We start from the raw sequence: 21846 nt of genomic DNA on the forward strand, positions 1-21846 counted from the left end.
CCCTGTCGATCAAGTTAATCTTTTGGGGTGGAACAGGTAAGCGGGACCTTCACGATCGACCTACGGCGCCTGACCGTCCTGCGGGAACTCCAGCGCCGGGGCAGCCTGGCGAGGACGGCCGAGGCCCTGCGGCTGACCCCCTCGGCGGTGTCGCAGCAACTGGCGGCCCTGGCCCGGGAGGCGGGGGTCCCGCTCACCGAACGCGAGGGGCGGGGCGTACGGCTGACCGGTCAGGCCCGGGTGCTGCTGGCGCATGCCGATGCCATCGCCGCCCAACTGGAGCGGGCGCGCGCCGACTTGGCGGCGTACGGGGAGGGCGGGCGCGGGTCGGTGACCGTGGGCTGTTTCTCCAGCGGGATCCTCGGGCTGCTGCCTCCGGTGCTGCGAGATCTGGGGGAACGGCTGCCGCAGGTGCGGGTGGACGTGGTGGAGGCGGAGCCGCCGGACCTGTTCACCGCGCTCGACTCCGGGCAGGTCGATGTGGCGGTGGCGGTGGACTTCGCGAAGGCGCCGCCGCACACGGACGACCGGTACAGCAGGGAGGACCTGTTCACCGACGTGCTCGATCTCGTCGTACCCGCCGGCCATCGGCTCGTCGGCCAAGGGCCGGTGGGGCTGCGGGAGTTGGCACGGGACGCGTGGATCGTGGGGGCGGCGGAGAGCTGCTGCGGCGCGGTGGCGCGCTCGGTGTGCGCGGCGGCCGGGTTCACACCGGACGTACGGCACGCGGTGAACGACTGGGGTGCGCTCGCGGCGCTGGTGGAGGCGGGGCAGGGGGTGGCGTTGATTCCGCGCCTGGTGCGGGACTTGTACGTGCGGCGCCGGGTGGTGGTGCTGGAGACGGCCGGGGAGCCGGCGGCGCGGAACGTGTTCGCGGCGGTGCGGGCGGGCTCGGACGGGGACGCGGTGCTGGGCGTGGTGCGCGACCAGCTCCGAACGGCCGGTCAGGCGTGGGCAGTTGGCGGGTGAACCGTGAATCCGGCCACCCGCGCCTCCAGCTTCGCCCTGCACTCGCCCCACTCCGCCGCCGTGATCGAGAAGATCGCGGAGTCCCGCAACCGCCCCTCCTCCCCCGGTGCCCAGGACCGCGACCAGTTCCGCAGCACGCCCTCGAAGCGGGCGCCGGTGCTCTGGATCGCCGCCCGTGAGCGGCTGTTGCGGGCGTCCGTCTTCAGATCGACCCGGGAGACCCGCCACTCCTCGAAGGCGTGCCGGAACAGCAGGAGTTTGGCCTCGGCGTTGATGCCGGTGCCCTGGGCGGAGCCGGCCAGCCAGGTGAACCCGACCTCGATGGCGTCGAGTCGGGCATCGCTGATCCAGGAACGGGGTTCCCAGTAGGCCGTGGCGCCGACCGCCTTCCCGGTGGCCGTCGACACCTGGGCGTACGGGGCGAGTTGCCCCGTCGCCGCGCGGGCCGACTGAGCGTCGATGTACGCGTCCACCTCGTGCGCCCTCGGGACCCAGGTGAACGCGTAGGACCCCCGGCTCTCCTCCGCCGCCACCGCCAGCTCGGCGGCGTGCCGGTGGTCCAGTGGCTCCAGGCGCACCAAGTCGCCCCGCAGCACCGGAGCGTCCAGTTCGAAACCCACGTGCCTACACCCCTCGCCCGGGCAGCAGTCGCCCCCTCAGCTCCCCGAACGCCTCGTGGAAGCCCGGGAAAGTCTTCCGTACGCACCCCGGGTCGTCGAACGAAATACCCGGCACGCGGAGCCCCGTCACCGCGAAGGACATGACCATGCGGTGGTCGCCGTAGGACTTGATCTCCGTGGGCGTGACAGGGTCCGCGCCCGGCCTGATCTCGATCCAGTCCGGGCCCGTCGCCACCTCGACGCCCAGTCGCCGGAGGTTCTCCGCGCAGGCCTCCAGGCGGTCGCACTCCTTCACCCTGGTGTTGCCCACGTCCTCGATCCGGACCGGGCCGGAGGCGAAGGGGGCGATCGCGGCCAGGGTCGGCATCGTGTCCGAGATGTCCCGCATGGTGGTGGTGAGGCCACGCAGCTCGCCGGTGCCGCGGACGCGGGTGCCGGTCGCGTCGACCGACACCTCCGCGCCCATCCGGCGCAGTACGTCGACGAAGGCCAGGTCGCCCTGGAGCGCGCCCGTGCCGAGCCCCCGTACCGTCACCTCGGCTCCCGGTGTCACCGCCGCCGCGGCGAAGAAGTAGCTCGCCGTGGACGCGTCCGGCTCGATGTCGTAGGTCGTCGCCGTGTAGCCGCCGGGCGGGACCACGTAGACCGTGCCCTCCCTGCGGACCTCCACGCCGAACGCCCGCATCATCGCGATGGTGATCTCGACGTAGGGGGCCGACACCAGGTCCGTGACCCGGATGCGGAGGCCCTTGCGGGTCAGGGGGCCGAGCAGGAGGAGCGCTGTCAGGTACTGGGAGGACTGGCCCGCGTCCAGGACCACTTCGCCGCCCTCCACGCCCGACGCCCGTACGGTCAGCGGGTGGTGGCCCTCCGCATCCTCGTGGCGCAGGTCCACACCGAGGTCGCGCAGGGCGCGGGTCAGGGGCAGCAGCGGCCTGCGGCGCATCTGCGGGGAGGCGTCGAAGCGGTACGTTCCCCGACCCGCCGCCGCCAGGGTCGGCAGGAAGCGGGCCGTCGTCGCGCCGTCCCGGCAGTACACGTCCGCCTCGGTGACCGCCGGGCCCTGCGGGCGGCCGTCGATCTGCCAGGCGTCCGGGGTCCGGCCCACCCGGTAGCCGAGCCGGGTCAGGCCCTCGGCGAAGCCCTCGGTGTCGTCCGAGCGGAGGGGGCGCCGGAGGGTGGTGACTCCGTCGGCGGCGGCCGCGAGAAAGAGCGCGCGGGCGGTGACGGACTTGGAACCGGGGATGTCGACTGCGGGCATGTCCTCATGATCGGGCGAGCGCGGGCCCGGGCGCCGCCGCGTCCACGGGATGGACCGCTGTCCGTCGCCCGCGCGTCACCCGGAAAACCGCCCCCGATCCCGCCTACGCCTTCGTCCTGGTCGCGATGAGGTGTTCGACGAGGGCGAGCAGCAGGTCGCGGCCGACCGCCTTCTCCCTCATGTCGCCCATCACCAGCGGGACTTCGGGGTCGAGGGTCAGCGCGTCCCGGATCTCCCGCTCGTCCCGGTCCATCCGGCCGTAGAAGCAGTTGACGCCGATGACGAAGGGGATGCCGCGGCTCTCGAAGAAGTCGATGGAGGCGAAGCTGTTCTCCAGGCGCCGGGTGTCGGCCAGCACGACCGCGCCGAGGGCGCCGCGCACCAGGTCGTTCCACATGAACCAGAACCGTTCCTGCCCCGGTGTCCCGAAGAGGTAGACGACCAGGTGGGGGTTGACCGTGATGCGGCCGAAGTCCATGGCGACCGTGGTGGTCGTCTTGTCCTCCACCCCGCCGACGTCGTCGACGCCCTCGCTCGCGACCGTCAGATACTCCTCGGTGCGCAGCGGCGCCACCTCGCTGACCGCGCCGACCAGGGTCGTCTTGCCCACGCCGAAGCCGCCGGCCACGAGGATCTTGGCCGCCGTGGGCGCTGGGGGTGCTGGCGGCGCCGTCATCGTGTCCACTCCGTCTATCGGTTCAGAGTCTGCGTAGACCATCTCTCACCGCCCGCAGAAGAGTCATGTCCGTGTCGCTTCCGACCGCCACGGCGAGCGGCGGCCTCGCCGTCACCTGGCCGAGCGCGACGAGGTCGTCGATGAGGATCTTCGTGACCGACACCGGCAGGTTCAGCTCGGCGGCCACCTCCGCCACCGCCACCGAGGTGCGGCACTGCCGCAGGATCGAGCGGTGTTCGGGCTGCAGCCCGCGCTGGGAGGAGCGGCCCGCCGCCGATTCCACGGTGGTCACCATGGTGACCAGGGTGAGGTCGTCCCGCGCGGGAGCCGTCCGGCCCTGGGTGATCGTGTAGGGCCGGACGGAGAGTTCCTCCGGGTCGCCCGCGCCTGCCTCCAGGTCGTCCATCCAGTGGCTCACTCACGTACACCGCCCTCGACGGACGCCGTCGCGATACCGCGTACCTCGGTGCCCAGCCGCCGGCCCACCTGCTGCATGAGGGTGTGCATGGCCACCGCCATCACCTCGGCGTCCACCTCCTGGGAGGCCACCACCGCCAGATGGGTGCCCTCGCCCGCCGCCGTGATGAACAGCCACAGCTCGGCCATCTCGACGATCACCTGCTGCACCGGCCCGCCGCCGAACAGCTTGCCCGCACCCCGGGCCAGGCTCTGCTGGCCGGTGGCCACCGCCGCCAGGCGCTCGGCGTCCCGGCGGGCGATGGAACGGGACTGGCTCACCACCAGCCCGTCGTCCGACAGCACGATCGCGTGCTGGGTGCCTGGCACCTGTTCGACCAGGCCGTCCAGCAACCAGTCGAGATCCTGATGCGTGGCGGTCGTTCGCTCTGTCATGGTCAGTCTTCCGTCGGTATCCGTCTGCGGTACGGCAGGACCTCGGGGTGGTCCTGCTCTCCGGCACTGTCGTCCGCCGTGCCGGCGCGGTTGATGGGGCCACCGCTCGTGGTGGCCGGTTGGGTGGCGTGGGTTCCCTGCCGGGCCATCCGGGACTGGCGCTGGAAGGCGCCGATCGTCGCGCCCGAACGCCCCGGCCCGGTCTTCCGGGCGGGCGACCGGTCCTCGGCCGTCGGAGCCGGGCGGACGTCCGCGTCCGGGTCCCGCAGCTCGTCGACGAGGCTGGCCATGCGCACCCGCTTGGGCAGCGGCATCGTGGACGGCAGCCCGCCGGACTCCGGCGCGCCGGTGCGGCGCGGGACCGTTCCGGTGCGGCTACGGCCGTGCTGGACACCGGACCGGGAGGGACCGGGGCGGGACGGGGCGTCGAAGCCCGGGTCCGCGGCGGAGGCGAACACATCGGTCCGCGGGCCCGGTACGGGAGCCGGGCCGGGCACGGACGCCGGCATGTGGTCCGGCGGCGGGGGCCACGTGCCCGCGCCGACCGGCTCGGGCACCTGGTCGAGCAGCTCGTCGAAGACGGGGTCGGGCACCGCCTGGGGCCGGCGGGCGTCCTCGTCGATGACGAGTTCCTCGGGGATGAGGACGACCACCCGGGTGCCGCCGAACGACGAGGGCCGCAACTCCACCTGGAGTCCGAGGCCGTGGGCCAGCCGCGCCACCACGTACAGGCCCAGCCGGATGTCCTCGGCCCGCGACATCACGTCCATCCGGGGCGGCTCGGCCATCAGCCGGTTCGCCTCGTCGTACTCCTCGGTCGTCATGCCCATCCCGCGGTCCTCGATCTCGACCGCGAGACCGCGCCCGACGCGGGACGCGTACACCTCCACCGGAGTGGGCGGCTTGGAGAACGACACCGCGTTCTCCATCAGCTCGGCCAGCACGTGCACGACCAGACCGACCGCGCGCTCCGACAGCCAGACCCGGCCGTCCACCTCGATCTGGACCCGCCGGTAGTCCTGCACCTCGCTCTGCGCCGAACGCAGCACGTCCACCATCAACACGGGCTTGCGCCAACGCCGTTGGGGCTGGCCGCCGCCCAGGATCACCAGGTTCTCCTCGTACCGCCTGAGCCGGGCGGTCAGGTGGTCGAGGTCGAACAGGCCCTCCAGGACCTCCGGGTCCTCGTGCCGGCGCTCCAGCTCGCTGAGCTTCTTCATCTGCAGGCCGATCAGCAACTGCGTGCGGCGGGCGATGCGTTGGAGCAGTTTCTCGAAGCCGCGGAACTGGCTCACCTGGGTCATCGTGGTGTCCAGCGCGCTGTGCCGGGCGAGGTTGAGTGCCTCGCCCAGTTGTCCCAGCTCGTCCTGCGCGTGCTGGATCGGGGGCAGTTCGGCGTCCGGGTCGACCGGCTCACCGCGCCGCATCCGCTCCACCACGTCCGGCATCCGGGTCTGGAGGTCGAGGGCCGCCTGCCGCAGCGCGAAGATCCGCCGCCGCAGGGTCCTGGTGAGCAGTGTGCTGACCACGATGACCAGGACCACCGCGCCCGCGCCCAGGAGGCTGGTGAGGAGCAGCCTCGTCTCCAGCGAGCCCAGTTCGGCGTCGATGGAGACAATCAGCCCGGTCCAGAAGTCCGCGTTGACCTGCTGGAGCGGAGCCGCGACCTGCCCAAGGGCGGTGCCCCACTTCTTGGCGACCGCAGGGGAGAGCGTGGTCGTACCGGAGGCGGAGCCGTGCAGGACGCTCTGCTCGACCGCGGTCTTCTGCTGCCACGCGCTGCCGGCCAGCAGCTTGCGGTAGCGGGCCGCCAGGTCGGCGGACATCGCCGGGACGACCTTGTTGTCGTAGATGAACGCCTGGGAGCCCACGAGTTCGGACAACTGGCCGCGTTCGTCGGCGGTCAGTTTCCCGGTCGCGCCGGCGCGGGTGACGATCGCGCTCTCGCGCGAGATCATCTCCATGCCCCAGAGCGAGTCGTTGGCCGGCCGGATCCGGTAGTCGATGTCGTCCATGCCCAGTTTGCTCATGGAGGTGAACAACTGGAGGTCGGTGGCGACCAGTCCGGTGTAGGCGTCGTAGGTCTCCTGCTGGGAGGCGGTCTTGTTGTCCACGGCCTCCCGGTAGGCCGTCAGCTTCTGCTGCTCGGCGATGACCTGGGTGACGCCGTGCTTGATGTCGGACGGGGCGCTGAACCCGCCGGCGTCGAGGTCCTCGATCTTCTTCATCGCCGCGTCGGTGAAGTCGCGCTGCTTCTTCAACTGCGTGCGGTAGGTCCCGGGGTCGGCCAGGTCGGCGGCGCTCAGGCGCCGTTCCTCCTGGAGGCCGTAGAACGCGACCGCGACCAGGACCGAGGCCTGGTGGGAGGAGTCGCTGCGCGCCTTCTGCTGGCGCCAGTCGGTGAACAGTTGCAGGGAGGTCGTCGCCCACAGGGCGGCGAGGGTCACGCACGGCACCAGGGCCAGGACCAACAGGACCGTGCGCAGGGAGAGTTGCCTACCGCCTCCCCTCTCGGTACGACCTGGTCTTTTCGGCGCTCGTGCATGCACTGCCACGGATGTCCCCAGCGCGCTCGGAGTGACGGGTGCGATACAGCCCGTTCGATCTCGCGAGATGCTACCGCCCGTCACGACCGAGAAACACGGCAGGACGCAAACGATTTAGCGAACGCCTGAACGATCATTCAGAACGCAGGAGGTCACAGCACATTCGCACCCTCCACCCCACCCTCACCAACTTCCCAAATTCATCAACGACCCGGGAACCCGTCCCGCCCGCCGTCCGTCCAATCAGCATGCTGCCGGACGAGTCTCCGCGGTACGGCGTCGGCCCTCGCTGCTGGCTGCGATCGCTGACCAACCCTCTCCTCCGTACCGCGGCCGGCGGCAGGCCGTCATCGGCGCGCCCCCCTCCAACTGCGCCGATGGCGGCCCCCCTCCGAGGTACGGTGCGGTCCCCCTCCGGCATCCGTAAGGAGCGCACATGCCCTCCAGACGTACCGTTCTCGCCGCGACCATGGGCGTCACCGCGTCCCTCGCGGTCGGCGGCACCGCCCACGCCGACGACCAGACCCTCCGCTCGCTGATCTCCCGCATGTCCCTGCCGGAGAAGGTGGGCCAGCTCTTCGTGATGCGGGTCTACGGCCACTCCGCCACCGCCCCCGACCAGGCCGACATCGATGCCAACCTGAGCGAGATCGGCGTGCGCACGGCCGCCGAGCTGATCGCGAAGTACCGGGTCGGCGGCATCATCTACTTCACCTGGGCGCACAACACCCGCGACCCGCACCAGATCGCCGAGCTGTCCAACGGCATCCAGAAGGCCTCGCTGGGCCGGCCGCGCGGGCTGCCCGTGCTCATCGCCACCGACCAGGAGCACGGCGTCGTCTGCCGCGTCGGCGCGCCCGCCACCCTCTTCCCGGGCGCGATGGCGATCGGCGCCGGCGGTTCCCGGGCCGACGCCCGTACCCTCGGCCGGATCTCCGGCGCCGAGCTGCGCGCGATGGGCATCAACCAGGACTACTCCCCCGACGCCGACGTGAACGTCAACCCGGCCAACCCGGTCATCGGCGTACGGTCCTTCGGCGCCGACCCGGACGCGGTGGCGGGCCTGGTCGCCGCCGAGGTGAAGGGGTATCAGGGCAGCCGGGTGGCCGCGACCGCCAAGCACTTCCCGGGGCACGGCGACACCGCCGTGGACAGCCACTTCGGGTTCCCGGTCATCACGCACAGCCGCGAGGTGTGGGGGAAGCTGGACGCCGTCCCCTTCCGTGCGGCCATCGGCGCGGGCATCGACTCGATCATGACCGCGCACATCATGGTCCCGGCCCTCGACGACTCCGGCGACCCGGCCACCCTCTCCCACCCGATCCTCACCGGCATCCTGCGCGGCGAACTCGGCTACGACGGGGTCGTGGTGACGGATTCGCTGGGCATGGAGGGGGTGCGACAGAAGTACGGCGACGACCGGGTGCCGGTGCTCGCGCTCAAGGCCGGGGTCGACCAGCTCCTCAACCCGCCCTCCCTGGACATCGCCTGGAACGCCGTCCTCAAGGCAGTACAGGACGGGGAGTTGACCGAGGCACGGCTCGACGAGTCGATCCTGCGGGTGCTGCGGCTGAAGGCACGGCTGGGGCTGTTCAAGGATCCGTACACCACCCCGGCGGGCGTGGACCGCACGGTCGGCACCGCGGCGCATCTCTCCGCCGCCGACCGCATCGCCGAGCGGACGACCACCCTGCTGGTCAACTCCTCGGGGCTGCTGCCGCTGTCCCGTCGTACGCACGGGAAGGTCCTGGTGGTCGGCGCCGATCCGGCCTCCCCGACCGGTACGACGGGACCGCCCACCGGTGTACTCGCGGCCGCCCTGGGCGAGTCGGGCTTCACGGCGACCGCCCGGTCCACCGGCACGGACCCCTCCGCCGCGACCGTCACGGCGGCCGTGGCCGCGGCGCGGGAGGCGGACGCGGTGGTGGTGGCGACGTACAACGTCACGGCGGGCAGCTCGCAGAAGACCCTGGTCGAGCAACTCCTCACCACCGGGAAGCCGGTCGTGGCCATCGCCGTCCGCAACCCCTACGATGTGGCTCAACTCCCCTCGGTTCACGCCTACTTGGCGTCCTACTCCTGGACCGACGTCGAACTGCGGGCGGCGGCACGGGTGATCGCGGGCCGGGTCCGGCCGCGCGGCAGGCTTCCGGTGGCGGTACAGCGCGCGGACGATCCGGCGCAGGTGCTGTATCCGATCGGGCACGGGCTGTCGTACTAGGGGTACGTTCCGCCCCCGCTCCGCCCCCGCCAACGGGACCAAAGCCCCCCGCACATCTGGCGTGCGCCCGCCACCGCGGGTCACGCTGGGCGGGGGCAGTCGGGGGGATCGATGTCGAGATGGAGCGTGGGGGTGGCGTGCGCGCTGCTCGCCGCCCTGGTGACCGGCTGCTCGTCCGCGAGCGGCTCCGAAGCGGGGGACGGCCGGCTCGGCGGGAAGGCGTCCGCCGCGTCGGCGACCACCCAACCCTCCGGGTACGGCGCGGTGTTCCTCGCCGTCGACGAGTGCAGCTCCTTCGGCACCACCAGTTTCACCGAGGTGCCGTGCACCAGTGAGCGGGCCGCGGCCCGGGTCGTCGCCCGCTACGACGGCGAGGTGGGCAAGGGTCCCCCGTGCCCGGCGACCACCGACTTCGTCCTGCACATCGGCGCCCAGGGCTCCTCGGACCCGAACGGCGACAGCGCCGTACCGAGGGGCTACGCCTGTATGCGCAACCTGGAACCGCCGCACCCCGGCGATCCGGGCGGCGGGGGCGGGCCCCGCACGATCGTCGGCGACTGCGTCTACGGCTCGGGCAGCGGACAGGTCCGGGAGACGGCGTGCGACGGCTCGGGGGCGAGGAAACCGCAGTACGAAGTGGTCAAGGCGGTGCTCCGGCGGGCGAGTTGCCCCGCCTCGACCGCCCTGTACGTCCAACTCGGCGGCGCCCAGCCGGTGGGCTGCGCCCGGCCTCTGTGAACGCCGCATGTCGGCCTCCGCCGGGGCCGCCGGAAACCGGCCGCGCCGCCATAGGGTGGGCCGATGCGTGCGCGGATCGGACGGATCGGGCTCAGGGACGTGGCGGAGCGCGCCGGGGTGTCCATGCGGACCGTGTCCAACGTGGTCCGGGGCACCGGGCGCTTCTCCGAGGACACCCGGGGCCGGGTGCTGCACGCGGTCGAGGAGCTGGGCTACCGCCCCAACACCGCCGCGCGCAGGCTGCGCACCGGTCGTAGCGGGGTCCTGCTGCTCGCCGTGCCCGAGCTGTCCATGCCGTACTTCGCGGAACTGGCCGGGCATCTGCTCCGCGAGGCGGCGGCACACGGCTGCACGCTCCTCGTCGAGGCGACCGGCGGGCATCCGGAGGCCGAGCTGGAGATCGCCCTGGGCCGCACGGACCCCCTGGTCGACGGGGTCATCCTGAGCCCGCTCACCCTGGACGACCGGGCCGCCGCGCGGGCGGAAGTGCCGCTGGTGCTGCTCGGGGAGCGGGTGCACGACCTGCCCTGCCCGCACGTCACCATCGACAACACGGGGGCGGCACGCGAGGCGACGGCCCATCTGCTGTCCCGGGGCCGCCGCCGGATCGCGGTCATCGGGCGGCAGACCGTGCCCTACGCGGCGACCTCGGCGACACGGCTCGCCGGTTACCGGGAGGCGCTCGCCGCGGCGGGGGTGCCCTACGACGAGACGCTCGCGCCGGCGGTCGACGCGTACCACCGGGCCGACGGGGCCGCCGCGATGCGGACCCTGCTCGATCTGGCCGAGCCGCCGGACGCGGTGTTCTGTTTCGCGGACGCGATGGCGGAGGGGGCGCTGCACTCCGTGCGGGAGCGGGGGTTGAGTGTGCCGGGGGATGTCGCGGTGGTCGGTTTCGACGATGTGGAGGCGGCTCGGTACACGGCACCACCGCTGACGACGGTCGTGCCGGACAAGGAGGAGCTGGCCCGGCTCGCGGTGAAGGCGTTGCTTGAGCGGATAGACGGGGTGGAGGACAAGGAGGCGACGGTGCTGGTGGCCGGTCACCGTCTTGTCGTACGGGAGAGTTCCTAGCCGCGTACCGCTCCCGCCGTCAGACCCGAGACGAACTGCTTCTGCAGCAGGACGTAGACGATCACCACCGGCGCCGAGGCTATGACGACTCCCGCGAACAGCAGGGGGTACTGGGTCAGGAACTCGCCCTGGAAGTTCAACAGGGCCAGGGGGAGCGTGCGGTGGTCGTCGGAGCGGATGAACAGGAGCGGGTAGAGCAGGTCGTTCCAGTCCATGACGAAGAGGAAGATGGCGGTCGTCGCCAGCGCCGGGCGGGTGAGGGGCATGGCGATGGAGCGGAACGCCCGCAGCGGGCCCGCGCCGTCCAACTCGGCTGCCTCGTACAGCTCTTCGGGGATCGAGCGGAGGAAGCCGCCGAGGATGAACACGGCTGTCGGGAGGGTCATCGTCGTGTCCACGATGACCAGGCCAAGCAGGCTGTCGGTGAGGCCGAGGCGGTCGAAGAGGACGTACTGCGGGACGATGGCAGCCTGGGCGGGCACCGCGAGGCCCGCGACCAGGACGCCGAACACGATCCAGCTCACCCGGCCCGGCACCCGCGCGCAGAAGAACGCGGCGAGGCTCGCGACCACCAGGGTGAGCAGCACCGCGCCCGCCGTGACGACGGCGCTGTTGACGAACGCGGCGCCGAGGCCGCCCTCGTTCACCGCCCGCCGGTAGTTGGCCAGTCCGAGTGAACTCGGGGGCGAGAGCGGGGAGTCGAAGAGTTGCGGCAGGGTCTTGAAGGTGCCGAACAGGACTACCAGCAGCGGGAGTACGACGACGGCGGCACCGAGTGTGAGGACGAGCGGCCGTAGGGTCTTCGGCATCAGGTCACCCTCCGTATCGCCCGCCGCTGCACCCAGGTGAGGAGCGCGATGAGCGCCATGAACACCAGGGACTGGGCGGCGGCGTAGCCGAACTGGTTGTTGGAGAAGGTCGTGTAGACCCGGGTGGAGAGGATGTCGAGGGCGGGGGACGGCGGGTTGCCGCCGAGGCCCAGGACCAGGTCGAACGCCTTGAAGGACTGGACGGTGGTGTACGCGACGACGATCCCGGTCGCCGGGGCCACCAACGGCCAGGTGACATAGCGGAAGCGGGTCCAGGGGCCGGCGCCGTCCAGTTCGGCCGCCTCGTACAACTCCCTTGGTATCGCCTGGAGTCCGGCGATGAAGACGACCATCATCTGGCCCGCGTGGAACCACACCTGAGTCAACGCCAGCCAGAACACGGCCGAGTTGGGGTTGCCCAGGTAGATGGACTGCCAGTCCCCCAACCCCACAGCTCTGAGTGCGGAGTTGAGCAGGCCGCCGTCCGGGTCGTAGACGAATCGCCAGACGAACGCGACCGAGACCGACGACAGGACCGTGGGGAGGAAGAAGACGGCCCTCAGGAGTGTGGAGGCTCGGGTGGTGCGGACCAGGTACAGGGCCAGCAGCAGGGCCAGGAGTGTCTGGGCGAGGACGACGGTGACCGTGAGCTTCAGGTTGTTCTCGGCCGCGTTCCTGAACGTGTCGTCGGCGGTGGCGAGTTGGGTGAAGTTGTGCAGGCCGACGCTGTGGTAGGTGGCGCTGTAGCCGTCCCAGTCGGTCAGGGCGTACTGGACCGCCTGGATCGTCGGGTAGGCGAAGAAGAACAGGTAGAGGGCGAGCGCGGGCACCGGGAAGAGCCACAGTGCCCGCGCCGTGCGCCTCCCCCGCCGGCTACGACCGCTTCTGGTCGATGACACGCTGGGCCTCCTCGGCCGCCTGCGCCGGCTTCTTGCCTCCTACGACGGCGACCGCCGCGTTCTCGACCGCCGTACGGATGTCCAGGTCGAGGAACTGGAAGCGCGGGGCGAGCAGGGTCTTCTTCGTCAGCCAGGGGGCTACGGCCTTGAGGTCCTTGTTGGTGTAGTCGACGCCCTGGACGGTGACGTGCTGGCCGGTGCCGTTGGCGTAAGTGCCCGCGTTCGCCGGGTCGCTGAGGAACTCCAGGAAGGCGTAGGCGGCGGGCTGCACCTTGGAGGCGCTGTTCACGCCGAGGATGAACGTGGTGTTGAAGACGCCCTGGTACTTGGCCTTCGCGGCCGTCGTGGTGATCGGCGCGACCAGGTCGAAGGGGAACTTGGCGCCGAGCGCGCGCACGCCCGCCATCTGGAAGGAGCCGACGGCCAGCAGTCCCGCCTTGCCCTCGGCGAACAGCTGGGTGACCGCGTCGGTGGTGGAGCCGGTGGCGCGGGCCTGGAAGTAGGGGGTCAACTGCCCGTACTGCTCCAGGGTCTTGAGGAACCAGTCGTCCGTGACCTTGTACTCGCCCGACTCGATCTTCGTGAACATGTCGTCGCTGGGCGCGTTGTTCATGACCATCGTGTTGAGCAGTTGGCCCGCGTTGGCGGTGTCGCCGCCCGGCCAGGCGATCGGGGTGTAGCCCTTCGACTTGAGGTCGTCGAGGAGCTTCAGGAAGCCGTCCCAGTCGGTGGGGGCGCTGGTGTGACCCGCCTTGTCGAGGGCGTCCGTGTTGGCGAGCGGCATGTTGAAGACGAGCTGGTAGGGCAGGCCGTACTGAACTCCCTTGGTGGCGCCGGGAGTTATCAGGCTCGCTTGGTACTTGCCGACGACGTCCGCGCCGGTCAGCGGGGCGTACACGCCCGCCTTCACGATCTGCTCGAACTGCGCGCCCCGGAAGGCGGTGAACAGGTCGCCGGTCTTCGAGCCCTGGATGCGGCGCAGCGCGGTGGACTGGTAGTCGGCGGACGGGGATATGTCCTGGTCGACGCCCGCGTCCGGGTACTTCTTCACGAACGCCTTGATCAGCCCGGCGATCACCGCCTTGTCCTCGGCCCGCCAGTGGGCGAAGGAGACGGTGCCCTTGACGGTGCCGGAGGTGGCGAGGGCGGAGGGGGAAGAACCGCTGTCGGTTCCGGAGGAGCCGCCGCCGGGTCCCGCGCAGGCGGCGAGTCCGAGGCCGAGTCCGGAGGCGGCGAAGAGACGGAGGGCGGCTCTTCTGTCGAGGGGACGGGTCATGGCTGGTCTCTCTTCCGTGAACGTGAACGCGAGCGTGATCGTGAAAGGGGCTCAGAGGGCGGCGAGTTGGCGGTCGAGCAGCGGCCGGACGCACTCCCCGAACCTGATCGCCTCCTCCAGATGCGGCTGGCCGGAGAGGATGAAGTGCTCGATGCCGAGCGAGGCGAACTCCTCGATCCGCTCGGCGACTTGCTCATGGCTGCCGACCAGCGCGGTACCGGCGCCGGGCCGGACGAGCCCGAACCCGGCCCACAGATTGGGGTGGATCTCCAGCCGGTCCGTCCGCCCACCGCTCAGCGCCGCCATCGCCCGCTGCCCCGCCGAGTCCGACCGCGCGAACCGCTCGTGCGCGGCCTGGATCGCGGCCGGATCGAGCGAGTCCAGGATCCGGTCGGCCTCGGCCCACGCCTCCTCGGCGGTGTCGCGGCTGATGACGTGCAGCCGGATGCCGTAGGACAGTTCACGCCCCTCGGCGGCGGCCAGCTCCCGCACGCGGGCGATCTTCTTCGCCACGGCGGCGGGGGGCTCGCCCCAGGTGAGATACGTGTCCGCGTACCGGGCGGCGACCGGGAGGGCGGCCTCGGAGGAGCCGCCGAAGAAGACCGGGGGCGCCTGGAGCGGGGGCCTGCGCAGGCGTCCGCCCGCGACCCGGTAGTGGGCGCCCTCGAAGTCGTAGGACTCCCCCGACCACGCGGTGCGGAGCAGACCCAGGAACTCGGCGGTGCGTGCGTAGCGCTCGTCGTGGGACAGGAAGTCGCCGTAGGCGCGCTGCTCGTCGGCGTCCGAGCCGGTGACGATGTTGAGCAACAGGCGTCCGCCGGACAGGCGTTGGTAGGTGGCCGCCATCTGGGCGGCGAGCGGGGGCGCGATGACGCCGGGGCGGAAGGCGACCAGGAACTTCAGCCGGCTGGTCTGCGGGATGAGGGCGGCCGTGGCGAGCCAGGAGTCCTCGCAGTCGCTGCCGGTCGGGGTGAGGACGGCCTCGAAACCGGCCGACTCGGCGGCGCGGGCGACCTGGCCGAGATAGTCGAGCGTGGGCGGGCGGGTGGTGGAGCGGGACTGGAGGGAGTCGCGGGCGGTCACACCGACCACATCGCGGTCGTCGCCGGTGGTGGGCAGGAACCAGTGCAGACGCACGGTCATGGGGGTCTCCAACGGGAGGTGGAGCGGGGGTCCGGGAGAAAGCGGATGCAACGTTGAACCATGCCGAGGACAGCAGGTCGGAACGTGGCGGGGAAGGCGAAAAGGCGCCGGAAAGGACGCGCGGGGGCGCGTGGGGTCAGCTACACAGCGCGGTGGCGACCCTGAGCAGGTCGACGTGCGCGCGCTTCACAAGCTCGACACCGGAATCCATGGGGCGGGACTATACACATCGCAGGTGAAGAACGAGACGGGAGTCTCGTTGTGTGGACAGGGGGAATTGCGGCGTCCGCATGCCGGGGCGACGGGAGCCTTGCACCCACCTCGCCCTCGGCACGCTGCTCACCGCGACCGCCCTCCTGCTGCCGCTCGCCGGCGCACAGGCCGCGGAACCCCACCCGATCGTGTTCGTACACTGCGACTCGGCGCCCACGTCCGTCTGGTCGCCGGCTTCGAGGCCGACGGCTACCCGGCGGACCGCCTGTTCACCTTCGACCACGACAGCACGCGGTCCAACGCGACGACGGCGGCCGAACTCGCCGCCTACGTCCAGTCCGTGCGGGCCGCGACGGGTGCCGACAAGGTCGACCTCGTCACCCACTCGATGGGCTCGCTCAACGGCCGCTACTGCTGAAAACCCTCTCCAGCAGCAGCACCGCCCTGTTGTGCGCCTGGCTGTACACCTCGTGCGCCGAGATGGTGCCCGGCGGCGACTTCCTCACCGCGCTGAACGCGGGGGACGAGACGCCGGGCGACATCGGCTACTTCACGTTCCGGTCCACCTGCGACGAGTACATCAACCCCGACGACAGTACGGCCCTGGAGGGGGCGGTGAACGCCACCTCCGGGTGCCGGACGCACAGTGACATGAACGACGACTTCGAGGTGTACGAGCAGGTGCGGGCGGTGCTGAACTGACCGTCCCCTTCAGGGTGTTAGGGACGCAAGGTGTGCTCGCGCGCCTCGTCACCGACGTCGAGTCGCGCGTCGTACCTCGCGAGCGGCTTCGCCTGTGCGACGGTCGCGGCCGGGAGGCCGGCCCAGGCGAGGATGCGGGCGGTGGCCAGCGCGCTCTGGTCGGCGGTGAGGCCCGCGACGTTCGCGCCGTGGTTCATGCCGGGCGCGGTGAAGACGTACGAGTCCTTCGCGCCCTTGCCGACGGCGAAGCGCTCGGCGCCCCACGGGTCGTTCTGGCCGTAGACGAAGAGCATGTGGTCGGCGTGGTGGCGGACCCAACTGTCCACGTCCCGCATCGCGCCCGGCCGGAACTTCATGGGGATGGAGCGGGGGACGAAGTTCCGGGGCGGCTGGTAGCCGTAGCGGAGGTACTTCTTCTCGATGTACGGGAACTGGATGGTGGGGGCGCCGAGTTGGGTGCCCGCCTGGTAGTAGTACGGGGTGTACGGGTCCAGACCCTGGTCGGTGTAGAAGGAGAAGCCGGAGATCGTGTCGACCGAGGTCCAGATCTCGTCGTCGGTGGCGGTCGCCGCGTTCGCGGGGATGGTGTCGCAGTCGGAGAGCAGGCTGTACTGCCAGAAGCCCCAGACGTAGTCGAGGACGACGGCTTCGTAGGCCTTGTCGAGGCTGCCGACGGTGGTGAAGGTGTAGCCGTTGTCGGCCGCGTACTGCGCGTACTTCTGCTCCAGTGGCTCCCTGCGCACCAGCGCCTCACGCTGTACGGCGTCCAGGCGGTCGCGGCACTCCTTGGTGCCGACCTTGGTGAAGAAGCGGTCGTAGGCCGAATCCTCGTTGTTCACCACGTCGTTGGGGGCGACGTAGGCGACGACGCCGTCCATGTCACGGGGGTAGAACCGCTCGAAGTAGGTGGCCGTCATGCCGCCCTTGGAGCCGCCGGTGGCGATCCAGTTCTTGGTGTAGACCGACTTGAGGGCCTTGAAGACGCGGTGCTGGTCGCTGGCGGCCTGCCAGATGTCGAGCTTGGACCAGTCGGCCGGGGCGGGGCGGGACGGAGTGAAGTAGCGGTATTCCAGGGAGACTTGGTTGGCGTCCGCGATGCGGGTGGGTTCGCTGCGGCTGGGGGTCGTGGAGACGTTGTAGCCGCTGGTGTAGAAGACCGTCGGGCGTGAGATGTCCTTGTGCAGCACGGTGATGCGCTGCTGGAACGTGCCCTTGGACGGGTGCCGGTGGTCGATCGGCTGGGTGTAGTTCAGTACGAAGTAGCGGTAGCCGGTGTAGGGCTTCTCCTGGACCAGGCTCATGCCGGGTATCGCCAGCAGTTGGTCCTTGATGTCCGTGGCCCGGTCGGTCTGGGCGGCGGTGGCCACCCCGGCCGTGCTCAGCGTGCCTATGAACACGGTGAGCGCCAGCAGCCATCTGAGCGCCTTGCGCATACACCCTCCCCTGTGAGGCAGTTGTGAAGCGGAAGCTATCGGAGCAACTCCCGTCACACCAGAGGAGGTTGTTCAGCAGAGGATCCAGCCCGAACTGACCGAGCCACCGCCGACCGCACCTTTGACCCGCACGCACCGGTGCCCGGCGTGCACGGTGACCGGCCCGGCCCGGCGGGTGTAACGCCCCCTGTCGACGACCGGCCGATTACCGCGGGCCTGCACACTGACCGACATCACACGCTTCCCGCCGGCCTTCTTCGGGACGGTGTAGGCGCAGACGTAGCCGTTCCGCCGGAACACATGGACGGTACCGGTGGCGAAGGGAAGCGTCGCGGCCCTGTGCCCCGGACAGACCGAGGCCGCCTGAGCGGTGCCGGGGGCCGCGAGCGCGAGCACCCCGGACGTGGCGAGCACAGCCATACCGAGCGCCACCCGCCGTCGTAGCGCACCCATGTCCACAGTCGTCCCTCCCGCACAGCAGCCGGACAGCGTACTGATGTACGGACGCAAGACGTATGTCGTACGGTTGCGCGCCCCCTCGGGCCACTGTCGCCGCAGTGTCCTCGCCGAGGAACGCGCGCCACACGTTGGCGTGGGACGCGCGCGGCGCCCTGACGGGCCTCCCGGCCACGCCGATCAGGCCGCGGTCGCCGGTGCGTCCTCGCCGATGAACGTGCGCCACAGGTCGGCGTAGTAGCCGTCCAGACCGAGCAGCTCCTCGTGGGTGCCGTCCTCCACGACCCGGCCGTGGTCCATGACCACCACCCGGTCGGCGCGGGCCGCCGTGGTCAGGCGGTGGGCGACCACGAGGGTGGTGCGGCGGCCTGCCAGGCGGTCGGTGGCCTGGTTTACCTGAGCTTCTGTGGCGAGGTCCAGGGCTGCTGTCGCCTCGTCCAGGAGGAGGATGTCGGGGTCCACCAGTTCCGCTCGGGCCAGGGCGATCAGTTGGCGTTGGCCGGCCGAGAGGTTGCGGCCGCGTTCGGCGACCTCGTGGAGGTAGCCGCCGTCGAGGGTCGCGATCATCTCGTGGGCGCCGACCGCGCGGGCCGCCGCCTCCACCTCGGCGTCGGTGGCGTCGGGGCGGCCGTAGGCGATGGCGTCGCGGACGGTGCCCTGGAAGAGGTACGCCTCCTGGGGGACGACACCGAGGTGATGGCGGTACGACGTGATGTCCAGGGAGCGGAGGTCCGTGCCGTCGACCGTGACCCGGCCGCCCGTCGGGTCGTAGAAGCGCGCCACCAGTTTGACGAGGGTCGACTTGCCCGCGCCCGTCTCCCCGACGAAGGCGACCGTCTGGCCCGCCGGGATCGTCAACTCGACTCCCCCGATGGCCTCTTCGTCGGCGCCGTATGCGAAGTGCACGTCCTCGAAGGCTATGTCGCCCCGGAGGGAGAGGACTTCCAACGGTTCCTCGGCCGCTCGTGTCGACGTCGGTTCCTGGAGCAGCTCCTGGATGCGGCCCAGGGAGACCGTGGCCTGCTGGTAGCCGTCGAAGACCTGGGAGAGCTGCTGGACCGGGGCGAAGAACAGGTCGATGTAGAGGAGGTAGGCGACCAGGGCGCCCGTCGTGAGGGTCGCGGCGTCCACTCGGCCCGCGCCCGCGATCAGGACGGACGCCGCCGCTACCGACGACAGCAACTGCACGAAGGGGAAGTAGATCGAGATCAGCCACTGGCCCCGGATACGCGCCGCGCGGTAGCTGCTGCTGCGCTCGGCGAAGCGCCGGCCGCCGTCCTCCTCGCGCCGGAACGCCTGCACGATCCGCAGCCCCGACACCGACTCCTGAAGGTCCGCGTTGACCAACGACACACGCTCACGGGCGAGTTCGTACGCCTTCACGCTCGCCCTGCGGAAGAAGAACGTGGCGATGATGAGTGGTGGGAGGGTGGCGAACACGACGAGTGCGAGCTGTATGTCGATCACCAGCAGGGCGACCATGATGCCGAAGAACGTGACGACCGAGACGAAGGCCGTGACCAGGCCCGTCTGGAGGAAGGTCGAGAGGGCGTCGACGTCCGTCGTCATCCTCGTCATGATCCGGCCGGTCAACTCCCGCTCGTAGTAGTCGAGTCCGAGCCGCTGGAGCTGGGCGAAGATCTTCAGGCGGAGGGTGTAGAGGACGCGCTCCCCCGTGCGCCCGGTCATCCTCGTCTCGCCCCGCTGCGCCGCCCACTGCACGATCACGCCGAGCAGCGCCAGGATCGACGCCGACCAGACCGCGCCCAGCGCCATCTTCGTCACGCCCTGGTCGATGCCGTGCCGGATCATGATCGGCAGGAGCAGGCTCATGCCCGCGTCCACGGCGACGAGGCCCAGGCTGATCAGCAGCGGGGCGCCGAAACCGCGCAGCAGCCGGCGCAGGCCGTAGGAGTCCTCGGCGCGGACCGCGCGCGCCTCGTCGATGTCGGGGACGTCGGTCGCCGGGGGCAACGCGTCGACCTGGGCGAGGAGTTCGGGGGTGGCGGGCATCCCGGACAGCGCGGTGTCCTTGGGTTCGCGGTCGCCGGTCCAGAGGTGGGGCGTGACCCCGCGCTCGGCGTCGAACTCCGCGTCCAGCTCCTCGCGTACGGAGGTGTCCTCGGCCGGTACGGCGGGCAGCGCGTGGCCCGGTGAGACGCCGCCGAGTTCGTCGGGGTCGGTGAGCAGGCGGCGGTAGAGCGGTGAGCGTTCCTGGAGTTCCTCGTGGGTGCCGATGTCGGCCAGCCGGCCGCCCTCCAGGACGGCGATGCGGTCGGCGAGGTTGAGGGTGGAGCGGCGGTGCGCGATCAGGAGGGTGGTCCTGCCCTCCATGACCTGTTTCAGGGCCTCGTGGATCTCGTGCTCGACGCGGGCGTCCACCGCCGAGGTCGCGTCGTCCAGGACCAGCAGTCGCGGGTCGGTGAGGATCGCGCGGGCGAGGGCGACGCGCTGGCGCTGGCCGCCGGAGAGGGTGAGGCCGTGCTCGCCGACCGTGGTGTCGTAGCCCTCGGGGAGTTCCTGGATGAACCGGTCCGCCTGGGCGGCACGGGCGGCGGTCAGGATCTCCTCGTCGGTGGCGTCGGGGCGGCCGTAGGCGATGTTGTTGCGGACCGTGTCGGAGAAGAGGAAGGAGTCCTCGGGGACCAGGCCGATCGCCGCGCGCAGGGAGTCGAGGGTCAGCTCGCGGACGTCGTGGCCGCCGATGAGGACGGCGCCGTGGGTGACGTCGTAGAAGCGGGGCAGCAGGAGCGAGACCGTGGACTTTCCGGAGCCTGAGGAGCCGACGACCGCGAGGGTCTCGCCGGGGTGGATCTCGAAGCTGAGGCCGTTCAGAACCGGGCGGTCGTCGTCGTAGCCGAAGGAGACGTCGTCGAACTCGACCGTGGCCGGGGCGTCGGCGGGGAGTTCCTTGGTGCCGTCGGTCATGGACGGCTCGGTGTCGATCAGTTCCAGGACGCGTTCGGTGCCCGCGCGGGCCTGCTGGCCGACCGTGAGGACCACGGCGAGCATGCGGACCGGGCCGACGAGCTGGGCGAGGTAGGTGGAGAAGGCGACGAACGTGCCGAGCGTGATGTGGCCGCGCACCGCGAGCCAGCCGCCGAGGGCGAGCATGGCGACCTGGCCGAGGGCGGGGACGGCCTGGAGGGCGGGGGTGTAGCGGGCGTTCTGCCGGATGGTGCGCAGGCGGCCCGCGTAGAGCCGGCGGCCGACCTCGCGGAGCTTTCCGGTCTCCTGGTCCTCCTGGCCGAAGCCCTTCACCACGCGTACGCCGCTGACGGCGCCGTCGACGACTCCCGCGACGGCGGCGGCCTGGGCCTGCGCGTACCAGGTGGAGGGGTGCAGCTTGCTGCGGCTGCGCTTGGCGATGATGCCGAGGGCCGGGGCGACGGCCAGGGCGATCAGAGTCAGGGGCAGGGACAGCCAGGCCATGATCGCGAGGGAGATCAGGAAGAGCAGGACGTTCCCGATGGTCATCGGGAGCATGAACAGCAGGCCCTGGATGAGCTGGAGGTCGCTGGTCGCGCGGCCCACGACCTGGCCGGTGGACAGCTCGTCCTGGCGGCGGCCGTCGAGCCGGGTGATCGTGCCGTACATCTCGGTGCGCAGGTCGTGCTGGACGTCGAGGGCGAGCCGGCCGCCGTAGTAGCGGCGGATGTAGGTGGAGACGTAGACGAGCAGCGCGGCGACGATCAGGGCGCCCGCCCAGGGGGCCATGGAGCGGGTGTGGCCGCCGATCACGTCGTCGATGATCACCTTGGTGACCAGCGGGACCAGTGCCATCACCGCCATGCCGGCGAGGGAGGCGCCGAGGGCGAGGACGACGTCCTTCGGGTACCGCCAGGCGTACCCGGCGAGCCGCCGTGCCCAGCCCTGTGTGTCCCCCTGTTGCGCTGCCACGCGGTGCCTTCCGTTCGTTTGTCGTCCCGGAAGGCACCAACGCGGGCGGAACCGGATT

General features: G+C 70.9%; 20 protein-coding genes. 6 read left to right on the forward strand and 14 right to left on the reverse strand.

Annotation, left to right across the window (positions count from 1 at the left end; genetic code table 11):
* The first annotated feature begins 27 nt into the window (after positions 1-27).
* Complete coding sequence (locus tag AB0M63_RS33715) at positions 28-969, forward strand: LysR substrate-binding domain-containing protein (protein WP_366022022.1); 942 nt, start codon at positions 28-30, stop codon at positions 967-969.
* Here AB0M63_RS33715 and AB0M63_RS33720 read toward each other — a convergent pair.
* From AB0M63_RS33720 to AB0M63_RS33745, 6 genes are all read right to left on the reverse strand, one after another.
* The gene (locus AB0M63_RS33720; RefSeq protein WP_366022023.1) at positions 945-1589 is read right to left on the reverse strand and encodes a GNAT family protein; all 645 of its coding nucleotides are present in this window, start codon (positions 1587-1589) and stop codon (positions 945-947) included. The genes AB0M63_RS33715 and AB0M63_RS33720 overlap by 25 nt on opposite strands.
* Positions 1590-1593: 4 nt before the next feature.
* Complete coding sequence (aroA, locus tag AB0M63_RS33725) at positions 1594-2850, reverse strand: 3-phosphoshikimate 1-carboxyvinyltransferase (protein WP_355921052.1); 1257 nt, start codon at positions 2848-2850, stop codon at positions 1594-1596.
* A gap of 103 nt (positions 2851-2953) precedes the next feature.
* The gene (locus AB0M63_RS33730) at positions 2954-3526 is read right to left on the reverse strand and encodes an ATP/GTP-binding protein (RefSeq protein ID WP_355921055.1); all 573 of its coding nucleotides are present in this window, start codon (positions 3524-3526) and stop codon (positions 2954-2956) included.
* A 22-nt stretch (positions 3527-3548) separates the two neighbouring features.
* On the reverse strand, positions 3549-3932 hold the full coding sequence (locus AB0M63_RS33735) for a DUF742 domain-containing protein (protein WP_355921058.1): 384 nt from the start codon (positions 3930-3932) through the stop codon (positions 3549-3551).
* Positions 3933-3940: 8 nt separating this feature from the next.
* A complete protein-coding gene (locus tag AB0M63_RS33740) occupies positions 3941-4378 on the reverse strand; it encodes a roadblock/LC7 domain-containing protein (RefSeq protein ID WP_355921061.1) in 438 nt (145 codons plus the stop codon).
* A 2-nt stretch (positions 4379-4380) separates the two neighbouring features.
* The gene (locus AB0M63_RS33745; RefSeq protein ID WP_355921064.1) at positions 4381-6825 is read right to left on the reverse strand and encodes a nitrate- and nitrite sensing domain-containing protein; all 2445 of its coding nucleotides are present in this window, start codon (positions 6823-6825) and stop codon (positions 4381-4383) included.
* Between the two features lie 535 nt (positions 6826-7360).
* Between AB0M63_RS33745 and AB0M63_RS33750 the strand changes: the two genes are divergently transcribed.
* The 3 genes from AB0M63_RS33750 to AB0M63_RS33760 all read left to right on the forward strand — a co-directional run bounded on the left by AB0M63_RS33750 (position 7361) and on the right by AB0M63_RS33760 (position 10957).
* Positions 7361-9145 (forward strand): glycoside hydrolase family 3 N-terminal domain-containing protein, encoded by a 1785-nt coding sequence (locus AB0M63_RS33750; protein WP_355921067.1) that lies wholly within the window; start codon positions 7361-7363, stop codon positions 9143-9145.
* Positions 9146-9256: 111 nt separating this feature from the next.
* Positions 9257-9883, forward strand: coding sequence for a hypothetical protein (locus tag AB0M63_RS33755; protein WP_355921070.1), 627 nt, complete (start codon positions 9257-9259; stop codon positions 9881-9883).
* Positions 9884-9946: 63 nt separating this feature from the next.
* Positions 9947-10957 carry a LacI family DNA-binding transcriptional regulator gene (locus AB0M63_RS33760; protein WP_366022024.1) on the forward strand — a complete coding sequence of 337 codons (1011 nt, stop codon included), beginning with the start codon at positions 9947-9949 and terminating at the stop codon, positions 10955-10957.
* On the opposite strand, the gene AB0M63_RS33765 is transcribed toward AB0M63_RS33760, so the two are convergent.
* From AB0M63_RS33765 to AB0M63_RS33785, 5 genes are all read right to left on the reverse strand, one after another.
* Positions 10954-11766 carry a carbohydrate ABC transporter permease gene (locus AB0M63_RS33765; RefSeq protein WP_366022025.1) on the reverse strand — a complete coding sequence of 271 codons (813 nt, stop codon included), beginning with the start codon at positions 11764-11766 and terminating at the stop codon, positions 10954-10956. The two genes, AB0M63_RS33760 and AB0M63_RS33765, sit on opposite strands and share 4 nt — an antisense overlap.
* Positions 11766-12665: a sugar ABC transporter permease gene (locus AB0M63_RS33770; RefSeq protein WP_355921078.1), complete on the reverse strand. Its 900-nt coding sequence runs from the start codon at positions 12663-12665 to the stop codon at positions 11766-11768. The genes AB0M63_RS33765 and AB0M63_RS33770 overlap by 1 nt, the downstream gene beginning before the upstream one ends.
* Positions 12640-13941: an extracellular solute-binding protein gene (locus AB0M63_RS33775; protein WP_366022026.1), complete on the reverse strand. Its 1302-nt coding sequence runs from the start codon at positions 13939-13941 to the stop codon at positions 12640-12642. The genes AB0M63_RS33770 and AB0M63_RS33775 overlap by 26 nt, the downstream gene beginning before the upstream one ends.
* 51 nt (positions 13942-13992) lie before the next feature.
* Positions 13993-15084 carry an LLM class flavin-dependent oxidoreductase gene (locus AB0M63_RS33780; protein WP_366022027.1) on the reverse strand — a complete coding sequence of 364 codons (1092 nt, stop codon included), beginning with the start codon at positions 15082-15084 and terminating at the stop codon, positions 13993-13995.
* Positions 15085-15220: 136 nt separating this feature from the next.
* Complete coding sequence (locus tag AB0M63_RS33785; RefSeq protein ID WP_355873567.1) at positions 15221-15295, reverse strand: putative leader peptide; 75 nt, start codon at positions 15293-15295, stop codon at positions 15221-15223.
* Between the two features lie 99 nt (positions 15296-15394).
* Here AB0M63_RS33785 and AB0M63_RS33790 point away from each other — a divergent pair, with 99 nt between their 5' ends.
* Both AB0M63_RS33790 and AB0M63_RS33795 read left to right on the forward strand, forming a co-directional pair.
* On the forward strand, positions 15395-15715 hold the full coding sequence (locus AB0M63_RS33790) for a hypothetical protein (RefSeq protein WP_366022028.1): 321 nt from the start codon (positions 15395-15397) through the stop codon (positions 15713-15715).
* 29 nt (positions 15716-15744) lie between these two features.
* Positions 15745-15999, forward strand: a complete 255-nt coding sequence (locus AB0M63_RS33795; RefSeq protein WP_366022029.1) for a hypothetical protein — start codon at positions 15745-15747, stop codon at positions 15997-15999.
* 17 nt (positions 16000-16016) lie between these two features.
* Here the strand turns inward: AB0M63_RS33795 and AB0M63_RS33800 are convergent, their stop codons facing one another.
* The 3 genes from AB0M63_RS33800 to AB0M63_RS33810 form a co-directional block, all read right to left on the reverse strand.
* The gene (locus AB0M63_RS33800; protein WP_366022030.1) at positions 16017-17432 is read right to left on the reverse strand and encodes a S28 family serine protease; all 1416 of its coding nucleotides are present in this window, start codon (positions 17430-17432) and stop codon (positions 16017-16019) included.
* A gap of 72 nt (positions 17433-17504) precedes the next feature.
* The gene (locus AB0M63_RS33805) at positions 17505-17885 is read right to left on the reverse strand and encodes a hypothetical protein (protein WP_355921089.1); all 381 of its coding nucleotides are present in this window, start codon (positions 17883-17885) and stop codon (positions 17505-17507) included.
* 183 nt (positions 17886-18068) lie between these two features.
* Entirely contained in the window at positions 18069-21788 is a 3720-nt protein-coding gene (locus AB0M63_RS33810) for an ABC transporter ATP-binding protein (RefSeq protein ID WP_366022031.1), read from the reverse strand.
* Positions 21789-21846: the final 58 nt, after the last annotated feature.

This window comes from Streptomyces sp. NPDC051576 (assembly GCF_040681835.1).
GTDB lineage: Bacteria > Actinomycetota > Actinomycetes > Streptomycetales > Streptomycetaceae > Streptomyces.

Coding starts and splice junctions, on each gene's coding strand:
- AB0M63_RS33760 (WP_366022024.1), top strand. CDS start 9,947: ATGCGTGCGCGGATCGGACGGATCGGGCTCAGGGACGTGGCGGAGCGC.
- AB0M63_RS33805 (WP_355921089.1), bottom strand. CDS start 17,885: ATGGGTGCGCTACGACGGCGGGTGGCGCTCGGTATGGCTGTGCTCGCC.
- AB0M63_RS33750 (WP_355921067.1), top strand. CDS start 7,361: ATGCCCTCCAGACGTACCGTTCTCGCCGCGACCATGGGCGTCACCGCG.
- AB0M63_RS33775 (WP_366022026.1), bottom strand. CDS start 13,941: ATGACCCGTCCCCTCGACAGAAGAGCCGCCCTCCGTCTCTTCGCCGCC.
- AB0M63_RS33800 (WP_366022030.1), bottom strand. CDS start 17,432: ATGCGCAAGGCGCTCAGATGGCTGCTGGCGCTCACCGTGTTCATAGGC.
- AB0M63_RS33780 (WP_366022027.1), bottom strand. CDS start 15,084: ATGACCGTGCGTCTGCACTGGTTCCTGCCCACCACCGGCGACGACCGC.
- AB0M63_RS33755 (WP_355921070.1), top strand. CDS start 9,257: ATGTCGAGATGGAGCGTGGGGGTGGCGTGCGCGCTGCTCGCCGCCCTG.
- AB0M63_RS33735 (WP_355921058.1), bottom strand. CDS start 3,932: ATGGACGACCTGGAGGCAGGCGCGGGCGACCCGGAGGAACTCTCCGTC.
- AB0M63_RS33740 (WP_355921061.1), bottom strand. CDS start 4,378: ATGACAGAGCGAACGACCGCCACGCATCAGGATCTCGACTGGTTGCTG.
- aroA (WP_355921052.1), bottom strand. CDS start 2,850: ATGCCCGCAGTCGACATCCCCGGTTCCAAGTCCGTCACCGCCCGCGCG.
- AB0M63_RS33765 (WP_366022025.1), bottom strand. CDS start 11,766: ATGCCGAAGACCCTACGGCCGCTCGTCCTCACACTCGGTGCCGCCGTC.
- AB0M63_RS33730 (WP_355921055.1), bottom strand. CDS start 3,526: ATGACGGCGCCGCCAGCACCCCCAGCGCCCACGGCGGCCAAGATCCTC.